The following is a 13,422-nucleotide window of genomic DNA, read 5'->3' as shown; positions in this document are numbered from 1 at the left end:
TTAGTGTCAACGTTTATTTTCTAGGAAGAGAAGGTGAATTTCTCAGAAATGCTAAACGTTGACAGGCCTTTCGTTTGAGGTGTATCTTAAAATCAAGCGTAATTATGACTATTTTTCGCCCATAGGGGGGAGACAATTGTGATTCAAACGAAACAAAAAGGCTTGCAAGAAGTTCTTATTGCAGCTATCAAGCGTGCAACTAACGAAAAAACATTGGTTAGTTTTGTAAAACAAATAGACTGGGTGGATCCGCTTCTGTTCTATGCAGCAGGAAAAAGGATTTCATTCGAAAATAGATGTTATTTTGCAGACCCGGCTCAGCATGTAATATTTGCAGGAATTGGCTCTGTTTTCACTATAGCAAATTCTTCTCATAAGCGCTTTCAAACCGCTCGCGACGAGTGGGAGAAAGTAAAAGAGAATGCATTTGTCCAAAGAGATGAATATGAATTTGGAACGGGTCCGCTTTTATTTGGTGGTTTTTCCTTTGATCCAGAAAAAGAGAAAACGGACCTATGGAAAGAATTTAAAGATACGACATTTTCACTACCAGCATTTTTATTAACTGTAAAAAATGAAAAAGCATGGTTAACGATGAATACATTTGTTTCAGCAACAGATTGTGCAGAAACTCTTTCTAACGAAATGATTTCTTTAGAAGAGAAGATTTTGGGAGAGAGTAAATGTGCGCTAAACGGATCGAAATTGACTGTTATTTCTAAAGTAGAAGTGGATCCGAAAGGCTGGATGAAAGCAATTGAAAAAGTACAAGATGAGATGAAGCAGGGTAACGTGCAGAAGGTTGTATTGGCGAGGGAACTAAAAGTAGAGATGAATCAGTCGATTGATTCTGCTCTTGTTTTAGAAGCACTTCGCATTGGTCAACCGGATTGTTACGTATTTTCTTTTGATTATAAAGGAGCATGCTTCTTAGGAGCGACGCCTGAGAGATTAATTCGCAAAGAAGATGAGAAATTTACATCGATGTGTCTTGCGGGTTCAATCGGTCATGGTCATTCTATAGAAGAAAGTAAGCGAAATAGTAATGCGCTTCTTCATGATGAAAAGAATTTAGCTGAACATGGGTATGTTGTTAACATGATCCGCTCGGTACTAAATGAACATTGCGAATACGTTAATATTCCGGAAAGCCCAGGTTTATTAACAACGAAAAACTTAATTCACTTATATACGCCTGTAGAAGCAAAAGGCGATGCGAGTCTTTTAACAATGGTAGAAGAATTACATCCAACACCAGCTCTTGGCGGGACACCTCGTTTGGAAGCGATGAAACTGATCCGTGATGTTGAATTGTTAGACAGAGGGTTGTATGGTGCACCAATTGGCTGGATAGATGATGAAGGAAATGGTGAATTTGCGGTTGCGCTGCGCTGCGGATTATTAAACGGCGAGAAAGCATCCTTATTTGCCGGTTGTGGTATTGTAATTGATTCAATCCCGCAGCTTGAATATGAAGAAACAAGTTTGAAGTTTAGACCGATGCTTGGTGCTTTGGAGGAATTAATGAAATGAACAATCATATAGAAGCATTATCATATTATTTAGGCGCGTTCGTGGATGAACTGACGCGTCTAGATGTATGTGATGTTGTCATTAGTCCAGGCTCACGGTCAACGCCGATTGCTTTACTAATGGAACAACACGAAGGAATGAACACATATTTACATGTAGATGAAAGATCAGCAGGATTTTTCGCGCTCGGTATTGCGAAAGCAAAAAAACGCCCAGTAGCATTATTATGTACGTCAGGAACAGCAGCAGCGAACTATTATCCAGCTGTATGTGAAGCTTTTCATTCAAGGGTCCCACTTATCGTCTTAACAGCGGATAGACCGCATGAATTAAGAGATGTGGGTGCACCACAAGCAATGAATCAATTTAATTTATACGGTACTTTTGTGAAACAATTTACAGAGATGGCACTGCCAGAAGCAAGTGAAGCGATGTATCATTACGCTCGTATGACGACGCAGCGTATAGTAGCAAATGCTTGTTTAGCGCCGCAGGGTCCTGTTCATCTTAATTTTCCAGTTCGCGAGCCACTTATCCCTGATTTCTCACTAGAAAGCTTATGGGATAAAGGACGTAGTGAATATACAGGAGTAGTTCAGCAAGGAAACGCGGTGATGCCGAGTGAATATGTAGATTCTCTTGTAGGGCGCCTTTCACATATGGAAAAGGGGCTTATTATTTGTGGAGATGATAGTCATGCAGAAATTGCAATGTTTGCAACGCAACTAGCTGAAAAAACTGGCTATCCTATATTAGCAGACCCACTTTCTAATATTCGTAGCGGACACCACGATAAAACGATGGTAATTGACTGTTATGATACATTTTTACGAAATGAAAAGTTAAAAGAAACATGGAAACCGGACGTTTTAATTCGCTTTGGTGGTATGCCTGTTTCTAAATCATTAACGCAGTTCATAAAAAAACAAACAAAAGCAGTTCATATCGTTGTCGATGAATCAGGACAATGGAGAGATCCAGCTCTTGTTGCGACAGAAGTTGTGCAAGCAAGTGACATTGAATTCTGCAAGGCATTAATAGAAAAAATGCCAGTTATGAAAAAGAATGATTGGTCCCTAATGTGGCAACATATAAACGAAAAAACGAAGGAAACGCTTCGTGAAATGGAAACATATGAAACTGCATTTGAAGGAAAGGTTATTACAGATATTGTGCGCGTATTACCAGAAGACGCAACGTTATTTGCGAGCAATAGTATGCCAATTCGTGATACAGACTCATTCTTCTTCACATCGGATAAAAACATCCATGTGATGGCAAACCGTGGTGTAAATGGTATTGATGGAATCATTTCGACAGCTCTAGGAGCAAGCGTTATTTGCGACCCACTTGTATTAGTAATTGGTGATTTATCATTTTATCACGATTTAAATGGACTGTTAGCAGCGAAATTACATGAATTAAATATAACAATTGTCGTTGTAAATAATGATGGTGGGGGTATTTTCTCATTCTTACCACAGTATGAGAAAAAGGAACATTTTGAATCATTATTTGGAACACCAATTGGACTTGATTATGAGCATGTTGTCAAAATGTACGGCGGTTCATTTAGCCGTGTAAATGGTTGGGAGCAATTCCGAGAAGAAGTTCGAAAAGGAACGACGACAGAAGGTTTACACGTTGTGGAAATTTGTACGAATCGTGATGAGAACTTAACATTGCACCGTACATTATGGGCAAAAACGATGGACGTAATTACTACATCTTTACAAGGTGAATCAAAATGAAAGTAACGCTGCAAGGTGTATCGTATGAATATGAAGTAGTCGGAAGCGGGGAACCACTTCTACTTCTTCATGGTTTTACGGGAAGCATGGAAACGTGGCGTTCTTTTATCTTTTCATGGAGTGAGCAGTTTCAAGTTATTGTAGTGGATCTTGTTGGACACGGAAAGACTGAGAGTCCTGAAAATGTTGTGCATTATGACATCCGAAATGTGGCATTGCAAATGAAAGAACTATTAGATTACCTTCATATTGAAAAAGCACATATACTTGGCTATTCAATGGGCGGTAGATTGGCGATTACGATGGCATGTCTATATCCAGATTATGTACACTCTCTTTTATTAGAAAATTGTACAGCTGGGCTCGAAAACGAAGCAGATAGAAAAGAACGTCGTGAAAAAGATGATCGACTTGCCGATAAAATTGAGCGAGAAGACATAGAAAGTTTTGTATCTATGTGGGAAAATATTCCGCTTTTTGAAACGCAAAAACGTTTAGCAAAAAACGTACAAGAAGCGGTGCGAAAAGAACGACTTGCTAACAATCCAAGAGGACTTGCAAATAGCTTGCGCGGCATGGGAACGGGGGCTCAGCCTTCATGGTGGGATGAGCTGAAAAACTTAAAAATACCTGTTCTTTTAATGAACGGAGAGTATGATGAAAAGTTCTTTCGTATATTAAAAAATATTGAAAAATGCATCTCTGACGCGAAATTTGTCAAAATTGATGGTGCTGGCCATGCAATTCATGTGGAACAACCGGAAAAGTTTGATACAATAGTAAAGGGATTTCTAAAAACTATGCAGTGATGCTTTTTTCAGTTAAGAATGAAGTTACACTTATAGAGGAGATCAGAAATATACAAGGAGGTAGTTGTAATGGCTATTGAATGGGTAAAAGAAGGCAATTACGAAGATATTATTTATTCAACATACAATGGTATCGCAAAGATTTCGATTAACCGCCCTGAAGTACATAACGCATTCCGTCCTAAAACGGTAATGGAGTTAATCGACGCTTTTGCACAAGCTCGTGATGATGCAAATGTTGGCGTTATCATTTTAACAGGTGAAGGTGGACGTGCATTCTGTTCTGGCGGCGACCAAAAAGTTCGCGGTCATGGTGGATATGTAGGTGACGACCAAATCCCTCGTTTAAACGTATTAGACTTACAACGTCTAATTCGCGCAATTCCTAAACCAGTTATCGCAATGGTAGCAGGTTATGCAATCGGTGGTGGACACGTACTTCATATCGTATGTGACTTAACAATCGCTGCAGACAACGCTGTATTCGGACAAACAGGTCCTAAAGTAGGAAGCTTTGACGGTGGATACGGAGCTGGTTACTTAGCTCGTATGGTAGGCCACAAGAAAGCTCGCGAAATTTGGTACCTATGCCGTCAATACAACGCTCAAGAAGCACTTGATATGGGCTTAGTAAACACTGTAGTACCATTAGAAGAGCTTGAAGCAGAAACAGTACAATGGGCACAAGAAATTTTAGCAAACAGCCCAATGGCACTTCGTTTCCTAAAAGCTGCATTCAACGCAGACACAGACGGTCTAGCTGGTATTCAACAACTAGCTGGAGATGCAACGTTATTGTACTACACAACTGACGAAGCAAAAGAAGGTCGCGACGCATTCAAAGAAAAACGCAGTCCGGACTTCGGTCAATTCCCTCGTTTCCCGTGATCAAACCAAAAGCGGAAGCGGCTTGCTTAGAACAAGAGGGCGTTGGAACTCCTGACGTAGAGGCGCTTTTTGCCTCGTAGGAAGGCGTGAAACGACCGACTGTTCTAGCCGCTGTAGCTGGATGAAACCAAAAGCGAAAGCAGCTCGTTCAGAATGTGAGGGGGATGGAGCTTCTGACGTAGAGGCGCTTTTTGCCTCGTAGGAAGAAGTGAAGCCACCGAGCATTCTAGCTGCTGTAGCTGGATGTGACAAAGCGGAAACAAAACAACTAAGAGACTTGATGTCATATCAAGTCTCTTTCTTTCATGAAAGGAGAATGTATGATGGAGACGATGCCAAATTGGTTAAAGCAACGTGCATTTTTAACACCAGATCGCACTGCAATTGAAATAGAGGAAGAGAAAGTTACTTTTATGCAGCTGCATGAAAAAGTAGTATCTGTTTGTGAACACCTCACGCATGTAGGAGTGAAGCGTGGGCAAAAGGTGGCTGTTCTGATGAAAAATGGTATGGAGATGATTACAGTTATTCACGCCCTATCTTATGTAGGTGCAGTAGCTGTACTTTTAAATACGCGTCTTTCAAGAGAAGAGCTACTTTGGCAAATGGATGATGCTGAAGTTATTTGTTTAGTAACGGATCAAGATTTTGAGGCTAAAAATGTTCCTGTATATTCATTCGCCGAAATGATGAATGGACCGAAGGCGGAAGCCTCTATACAAGAAGAATTCTCTTTAGAAGAAGCGATGACAATTATTTATACGTCTGGGACGACAGGGAAACCGAAAGGCGTTATTTTAACGTACGGCAATCACTGGGCAAGTGCGGTTGGCTCTTTGCTTAACTTAGGGCTTCGTGATGACGATTGTTGGTTAGCGTGTATGCCAATGTTCCATGTTGGCGGGTTATCTCTTCTAATGAAAAATATTATGTACGGCATGCGCATTTTACTCGTTTCGAAATATGATGCTGACTTTATTCATAAAGCACTTCAGACGAGAGGTGTTACGATTATTTCTGTCGTTTCTAAAATGTTAACAGATCTATTAGAAAGACTTGGAGAAGAGACATATCCATCTTCTTTACGATGCATGTTACTGGGCGGAGGACCAGCGCCGAAGCCGTTACTCGAAACATGTGTAGATAAAGGAATTCCTGTGTATCAAACGTACGGTATGACAGAAACGTCTTCGCAAATTTGTACGTTATCCGCGGATTACATGTTAACGAAAGTAGGATCAGCTGGGAAACCACTATTTCAGTGCCAACTACGTATTGAAAAAGATGGTGTAGTAGTGCCGCCGTTAGTAGAAGGCGAGATCGTAGTAAAAGGACCAAACGTAACAGGTGGTTATTTTAACCGTGAAGATGCGACGCGCGAAACAATTCAAAATGGATGGCTTCATACTGGTGACCTCGGTTATTTAGATGAAGAAGGATTTTTATACGTATTAGATCGCCGCAGTGATTTAATTATTTCTGGCGGAGAGAATATATATCCGGCTCAAATTGAAGAAGTGTTACTTTCTCATCCGATGGTAGCGGAAGCAGGTGTTGTCGGTATGACTGACGATAAATGGGGACAAGTACCCGCTGCTTTTGTTGTAAAAAATGGAGAAGTAACAGAAGAAGAAATTCTTCATTTTTGCGAGGAGAAATTAGCGAAATATAAAGTGCCGAAAAAAGCGTGTTTCTTAGAGGAATTGCCACGAAACGCTTCGAAAAAATTGTTAAGACGAGAGTTAAGACAATTAGTGGAGGAGATATAGGTGGAAATAAAAAAAGCGACGCTTCATATAACGGAAATGCCACTCGTCATCCCGTTTGCTGCAAGCTACGGGACTTACGAAAAGCGTGAGAGTATCGTTATTGAATTAGAGGATACGGACGGGTACATTGGATTTGGGGAAGTCGTTGCATTCTCTGAACCGTGGTATACGGAAGAAACGGTGAAGACAGCGCTGCATGTACTGCAAGACTTTTTATTACCGGATTTATTAAAGGCTGAAATTTCTCATCCGAATGAGGTACCGGGTCTATTTCCACATATAAAAAGAAACCGAATGGCAAAGGCCGGAATTGAAGGGGCTGTTTGGGATTTATATGCGAAGGGTCAAAAGAAATCGTTAGCGACATTGCTTGGCGGAACGAAGTCTGAAATTGAAGTCGGCGTTGTAATTGGGATCAATACAATTCCGGTTATGTTAAAACAAATCGAGAAGTACGCAGAAGAAGGATACGAGCGTTTTAAAGTGAAAATAAAACCGGGGCATGATTATGAGTTATTGAAAGAAATTCGTAAAGAGTTTCCGCATATCCCGTTAATGGCAGATGCAAATTCAGCATATACATTAGGGGATACGGAGAGGCTGAAACGACTAGATGAATTCCAATTAATGATGATTGAACAACCGTTAGCGGATTACGATTTTCTCGATCACGCGGAATTGCAAAAGAAAATTGAAACGCCGATTTGTTTAGATGAAAGTATTCATAGTTTAGAAGATGCACGCGTTGCGATTACGCTTGGTAGCTGCCAAATTGTGAACATTAAACCAGGGCGAGTGGGCGGATTAACAGAATCAATCCAAATCCATAATTATTGTATGGAACATAACGTACCCGTTTGGTGCGGTGGTATGGTAGAGATGGGGATTTCACGAGCGCAAAATGTTGCTCTTGCGTCATTGCCTAACTTTACGATTCCAGGAGATATATCTGCTTCTAGTAGACATTGGGAGCAGGATATTATTTGGCCGGAAGTGATGCTTGAGGGCGGGAAAGTGATGGTGCCGCAAAGCGTTGATGCTGAGTATGAAGTAGATCGCGGAAGATTGGAAGAAATTACGAAGCAGCGGATTGTGTTTGAGCGGTAAATGGAAGTTTCATTAGGATGCCCGCAAATAGCGAGAGGATTTTGTCGTTCATTGTCGGTAAGTCGATATATTTCAATAATTGCTGATATAATTTAAGTTACGGTCGATATAATTGGAAAATCGCTGATATAATTCAAGTTGTGTTCGATATAATTAGAAAATCGCTGATATAATTTTATTTACTAAGGTTACTCTAACGAGTAGCCTTTTTGTATTGTACAAATTGGATAGACTAGTTTACAATCGAGCGTATAAAAATGGAATGAAAAAGGGGGAGTAAAATGAAGCGCATTTCAATTTTAATAGCGGATGACGAGGCAGAAATTGCTGATTTAATTGAGATACATTTAGAAAAAGAAGGGTACCATGTTGTGAAGGCTGCGGATGGGGAAGAGGCGGTTCATATTATTGAAACGCAGCCAATCGACTTGGTAATTTTAGATATTATGATGCCGAAAATGGATGGGTATGAGGTGACGCGTCAAATTCGCACGAAACATCATATGCCGATTATTTTTTTAAGCGCGAAAACTTCGGACTTTGATAAGGTGACAGGTCTTGTACTAGGCGCGGATGATTATATGACGAAGCCTTTCACACCGATTGAATTAGTTGCACGTGTAAATGCACAACTGCGTAGGTTTTTTACGTTAAATCAACCGAAAGTAGCGGAGAGTAAATCTGCTTTAGAACTAGGCGGAGTCGTAATTAATCCCGAGCGTAGGACGGTTGATGTATATGGTGAGCAAATTGAATTAACGCCGAAAGAGTTTGATATTTTATATTTATTAGCGAGTCATCCGAAGAAAGTGTACAATGTAGAAAATATTTTTCAGCACGTATGGGCAGACGATTATTATGAAGGTGGAAATACAGTAATGGTACATATTCGTACGTTGCGGAAGAAACTTGGAGAAGATAAAAGAAAGGATAAATTAATAAAAACAGTGTGGGGAGTAGGTTATACTTTTAATGGCTAATATGATGAAAAGTTTTCGATTTAAAATGATTGCCTTATTTGCGTTAAGTATGGTACTTGCAGCAACTGTAACTTATATAATTTATAAAGGATTGCAGCTGTATTATAAAACGATGGTTCGCTACGAAGAGCCTTTAGCACAATTTAGGTCAATGGTAAGGGAATTTGGAGACATTAATTTCTTTTTAATTTTCTTTATTCCGTTATCTATTATCTTTTTCTTCTTTTTGACAAAACCGTATTTAAAATACTTTGATGAAATTTCTAATGGGATTCATCATCTTGCGAACGGTAACTTTACGAATAAAGTTCAAGTTTCATCAAATGATGAGTTTGGAAATATCGCGCGTGAAATAAATGTTGCAAGTGAAAAGTTAAAAGAAGCTGTTGAAAGAGGAGACTTTGCTGAAAGTAGTAAAGATCAGCTTGTTGTGAATTTAGCTCATGATTTAAGAACACCATTAACATCCGTGTTAGGATATTTAGATTTAATTCTTAAAGATGAAAATTTAACAAAAGAACAAATTAAACATTTCTCCACAATTGCATATACAAAATCGCAAAGACTGGAAAGTTTAATTGATGAGCTATTTGAAATTACACGTATGAATTATGGCATGCTAAAGCTGGATAAAAAGCCGATTGATATAAGTGAGTTGCTTATACAGTTAGAGGAGGAATTGTATCCGTTATTAGAAAAACATCATTTAGAAGCTAGATTGAATGTGGCTCCTCATTTACCGATGCACGGTGATGGAAAATTGTTAGCTAGAGTATTTGAAAACTTGTTAACAAATGCCGTTCGTTACGGCTATGATGGACAATTTGTTGATATGAATGGGTATGTTGATAATGGAGAAGTTGTCGTACAAATTATGAATTACGGAGATAGCATCCCGGAAGAAGATTTACCGTATCTTTTTGATATGTTCTATACAGGTGATAAAGCAAGAACTGAGAACCGTGGCGGGACAGGCCTTGGACTATTTATTGCGAAAAATATTGTCGAGCAACATAACGGTACGATTTCTGCTGAGAGCAATGTAGTTAGAACGATATTTGAAGTACGATTGCCAAAAGACGAGAATGTAACAATTTAATAAAAATTTAAACTTTACCCCACTTTTTATTTTAATAGTTTTCTCTATTCTATACGTAAGTTACGTTAAGGAGGAACTAGAAATGAAAAAGTGGGTATTTATTTCTTTTTTTATAGCATGCACAGTATGTGTAGGCGTTTATATATCACCGTTATTTCAAAAGGAAATCGATGTTAAAATTGTCGGAAAAGATGAGCTAGTAAAGGCGGCAAACACCGAGAGGAAAGAGATTACGAAGGAACAAATTTATAAGGGTGATTTATTATTAGTTAATAGGGATTATCCAGTAAAAAAAGATAGTATTAGGTCTGATATTATAAATGTAAATCATAATAGTGAATTAGTGAGAGGCTATGTAATATTTGATAGAAATCTTCGTTTATCAAAGGATGTTGTGAAAAAGTTTTTGAACGTTGTCGATGCGGCTGGAAAAGAAAGTGTTAACCATTTTTTGATTAGTAGTGGCTATAGAGATTTCCAAGAGCAAAAACAGCTATATGAAAAAATGGGATCTGATTATGCACTTCCAGCAGGATACAGTGAACATAACTTAGGATTATCACTGGATATTGGGTCTACTCAAAAGAAAATGGAGAAAGCGCCTGAAGGAAAATGGATTGAAGAGAACGTATGGAAGCATGGCTTTGTATTACGTTATCCGAAAAATAAAAGTAACATTACAGGCATTCAATATGAGCCATGGCATATACGTTATGTAGGCTTACCTCATAGCGCAATTATGCAAAAAAAGAATTTCACACTAGAGGAATATTTAGAGTTTTTAAAAGAGGAAAAAGAGATTTCAACTGAAGTAGAAGGTAAGAAATATACTGTTTCTTATTATAAAATTTCTGAGAATATGAAAGTGAACGTTCCAGCAAACAAGCAGTATGAAATTTCCGGGAACAATATGGATGGGGTTATTGTGACGGTTCAGGAATAGAAAAAGAGGTTGTTCCGTTTGGAGCAACCTCTTCGTATATATAAGAAAGGGATTGATGTTTTTTGTCGGTAAATCGATATTCTTTGTCGAATCGTTAATATATTATAAGTTATGATAGATATAATTGAAAAATCGTTGATATATTGTAAGTTATGATAGATATATTCAAAAAATCGTTGATATAATTTCCTATACTATTAGCATTTTGGAGGAGCATCTTTTTATGTATTTTTAAACATTATAACGTTATATTTACTTCCCCCTTTTTTTGTGTTACGCTAAACGTGTGAAAGAGATATAAAAATGAAACTTTAATGTAAGCGTATTCTTATGGCTTCTTATAGAAAAGGGTGGAAGTACAATGACAGAACGATTCGTACTACGTAATGTGAAACGTGTGAACGGGGAAGAGATTGACATTGTAATTGAAAATAACAAAATCGCACAGGTGACGAAAGCTGGTGCTGGCGAGGGTGGAAAGGTTCTTGATTACTCTGGTACTTACGTATCGAGTGGCTGGATTGATTTGCACGTTCACGCTTTTCCAGAGTTTGATCCGTATGGCGATGAGGTAGATGAAATTGGCGTTAAGCAAGGGGTAACGACAATTGTTGATGCGGGTAGCTGCGGAGCTGATCGCATTGCAGATTTAGTAAAAAGTAGAGAACAGGCAAAGACAAATTTATTTGCCTTTTTAAATATTTCTCGCATCGGTTTGAAACGAATTGATGAATTATCCAATATGGAATGGATAGATAAAGAGAAAGTGATAGAAGCAGTAGAAAAGTATAAAGATGTAATCGTTGGATTAAAAGCGAGAATGAGTAAAAGTGTCGTTTGTGATAGCGGAATTGAACCGCTTCATGTTGCCCGCTCTTTATCTCGAGAAACATCATTACCGATTATGGTACATATCGGTTCAGCGCCTCCTCGCATTGAGGAAGTTGTACCTCTTTTAGAAAAAGATGATGTCATTACACATTACTTAAACGGGAAAGAAAATAATTTATTTGATGAAGAAGGCAAACCGCTACCTGTGTTACTAGATGCAGTGAATCGCGGCGTACATTTAGATGTTGGTCACGGTAATGCTAGTTTTTCTTTTAAAGTAGCAGAAGCGGCGAAGCGTCACGATATTGCCTTTCATACAATTAGTACAGATATTTACCGGAAGAATCGCGTGCACGGTCCAGTGTATAGTATGGCTCACGTTCTTTCGAAATTCCTTTACTTAGGTTATCCGCTAGAAGAAGTGATTGATGCGGTTACGAAAAATGCGGCAGAGTGGCTTAAGAAACCAGAGCTTGGCCGTATTCAAGAAGGAGATATTGCAAACTTAACTTTATTTACGGTTAAAGATGAGAAGGTTACGTTAATTGATTCAGAAGGGGATCAGCGCATTGCTGAAAGAAGGATTGATACGAAAGGGGTTGTAATCAATGGGTCATTCATTGAATGCTAAGTACGGATTAAAAAGAGTAATTAATGCGAGCGGTAGAATGAGTATTTTAGGTGTATCCGCTCCGACAGATACAGTTATGGATGCAATGAAACATGGTGGACAAAATTATGTGGAAATTGCTGATTTAGTAGATAAAGCAGGAGATCATATTGCGAGAATTCTAGATTCAGAGGCGGCGGTCGTTGTGAATTCTGCATCGAGCGGAATTGCGCTTTCTATCGCTGGTATCGTTACAGAAGGAAATCGCCGTAAAAGTGAAAGACTTCATCAAGAAGTAATCGCGAAAAACGAAGTGATTATGTTAAAAGGTCATAACGTTCAATACGGTGCTCCTGTTGAAACGATGATTTACTTAGGCGGCGGTAAACTTGTAGAAGTTGGCTATGCAAATGAAGGGAAAGCAGAGCATATTGAAGATGCAATTGGTGAAAATACAGCAGCGATTCTGTATGTGAAATCACATCATGCAGTGCAAAAAAATATGATTTCTGTTGAAGAAGCATGGGAAGTTGCGCAGCGAAATAAAGTACCGCTTATCGTGGATGCAGCAGCTGAAGAAGACATTCAAAAATATGTGAAGTATTCAGATCTTGCTATTTATAGCGGTTCAAAGGCAATTGAAGGACCTACTTCTGGTATTGTGGGCGGTAAAAGAAAGTATATTGAATGGCTGAAAGTGCAATTACATTGTATCGGAAGAAGCATGAAAGTTGGGAAAGAAACAACTTTTGGTTTACTTCAAGCACTTGATGAGTACGGAGTAAAAGAAGATAAGAGCGAGCAAGAAAAAGAATTGCTACAAGTACTTATGCCGCTAAAAGAATTAAATGGTGTAAATGTAACGATCGTTCAAGATGAAGCTGGAAGAGCAATCTTTAGAGCACGTATTCATATTAACGAAAAAGAGTTAAATAAATCGGCAAAAGACGTTGTGGCTGCATTACGCGACGGGGAAATTGCAATTTACACACGTGATTACGGAGTAAGACAAGGGTTCTTTGATATCGATCCACGTCCACTTCAAGGTGATGACATACATGTAATTGAAGAAAAAATGAGAGAAATTGTAGGGGGAAACTAA

The 13,422-nt window shown here is 38.7% G+C and carries 11 protein-coding genes; all 11 read left to right on the top strand.

The genetic code is table 11. The features are described from left to right. Nucleotides 1-138 precede the first annotated feature (138 nt). The 11 genes from ACTFSL_RS08040 to ACTFSL_RS07990 all read left to right on the top strand — a co-directional run bounded on the left by ACTFSL_RS08040 (nt 139) and on the right by ACTFSL_RS07990 (nt 13,422). Complete coding sequence (locus ACTFSL_RS08040) at nt 139-1,533, top strand: isochorismate synthase (RefSeq protein WP_000616739.1); 1,395 nt, start codon at nt 139-141, stop codon at nt 1,531-1,533. Further along, nucleotides 1,530-3,284: a 2-succinyl-5-enolpyruvyl-6-hydroxy-3-cyclohexene-1-carboxylic-acid synthase gene (menD, locus tag ACTFSL_RS08035; RefSeq protein ID WP_033696567.1), complete on the top strand. Its 1,755-nt coding sequence runs from the start codon at nt 1,530-1,532 to the stop codon at nt 3,282-3,284. Before ACTFSL_RS08040 ends, menD begins: the two co-directional genes overlap by 4 nt. Continuing rightward, the gene (gene menH, locus ACTFSL_RS08030; protein ID WP_440041468.1) at nt 3,281-4,093 is read left to right on the top strand and encodes a 2-succinyl-6-hydroxy-2,4-cyclohexadiene-1-carboxylate synthase; all 813 of its coding nucleotides are present in this window, start codon (nt 3,281-3,283) and stop codon (nt 4,091-4,093) included. Before menD ends, menH begins: the two co-directional genes overlap by 4 nt. Before the next feature lie 69 nt (nt 4,094-4,162). Further along, nucleotides 4,163-4,981: a 1,4-dihydroxy-2-naphthoyl-CoA synthase gene (gene menB / locus ACTFSL_RS08025; RefSeq protein ID WP_000963881.1), complete on the top strand. Its 819-nt coding sequence runs from the start codon at nt 4,163-4,165 to the stop codon at nt 4,979-4,981. Nucleotides 4,982-5,304: 323 nt separating this feature from the next. Beyond that, entirely contained in the window at nt 5,305-6,750 is a 1,446-nt protein-coding gene (locus tag ACTFSL_RS08020) for an o-succinylbenzoate--CoA ligase (protein ID WP_174887990.1), read from the top strand. Continuing rightward, nucleotides 6,751-7,857, top strand: coding sequence for an o-succinylbenzoate synthase (menC, locus tag ACTFSL_RS08015; RefSeq protein ID WP_440041466.1), 1,107 nt, complete (start codon nt 6,751-6,753; stop codon nt 7,855-7,857). It abuts the gene before it with no gap. Nucleotides 7,858-8,138: 281 nt separating this feature from the next. After that, nucleotides 8,139-8,837 (top strand): response regulator transcription factor, encoded by a 699-nt coding sequence (locus ACTFSL_RS08010; RefSeq protein WP_078187028.1) that lies wholly within the window; start codon nt 8,139-8,141, stop codon nt 8,835-8,837. Then, nucleotides 8,830-9,936, top strand: coding sequence for a sensor histidine kinase (locus ACTFSL_RS08005; protein ID WP_000002598.1), 1,107 nt, complete (start codon nt 8,830-8,832; stop codon nt 9,934-9,936). Before ACTFSL_RS08010 ends, ACTFSL_RS08005 begins: the two co-directional genes overlap by 8 nt. Before the next feature lie 82 nt (nt 9,937-10,018). Then, a complete protein-coding gene (locus ACTFSL_RS08000) occupies nt 10,019-10,879 on the top strand; it encodes a M15 family metallopeptidase (protein WP_119684063.1) in 861 nt (286 codons plus the stop codon). Between the two features lie 361 nt (nt 10,880-11,240). After that, nucleotides 11,241-12,341, top strand: a complete 1,101-nt coding sequence (locus ACTFSL_RS07995; RefSeq protein ID WP_119684062.1) for an amidohydrolase/deacetylase family metallohydrolase — start codon at nt 11,241-11,243, stop codon at nt 12,339-12,341. After that, complete coding sequence (locus ACTFSL_RS07990) at nt 12,319-13,422, top strand: DgaE family pyridoxal phosphate-dependent ammonia lyase (protein WP_000510099.1); 1,104 nt, start codon at nt 12,319-12,321, stop codon at nt 13,420-13,422. Before ACTFSL_RS07995 ends, ACTFSL_RS07990 begins: the two co-directional genes overlap by 23 nt.

This window comes from Bacillus cereus group sp. MYBK108-1 (genome assembly GCF_051917185.1).
Lineage (GTDB): Bacteria > Bacillota > Bacilli > Bacillales > Bacillaceae_G > Bacillus_A > Bacillus_A cereus.
This window is presented reverse-complemented; position numbering and strand designations above follow the sequence as displayed.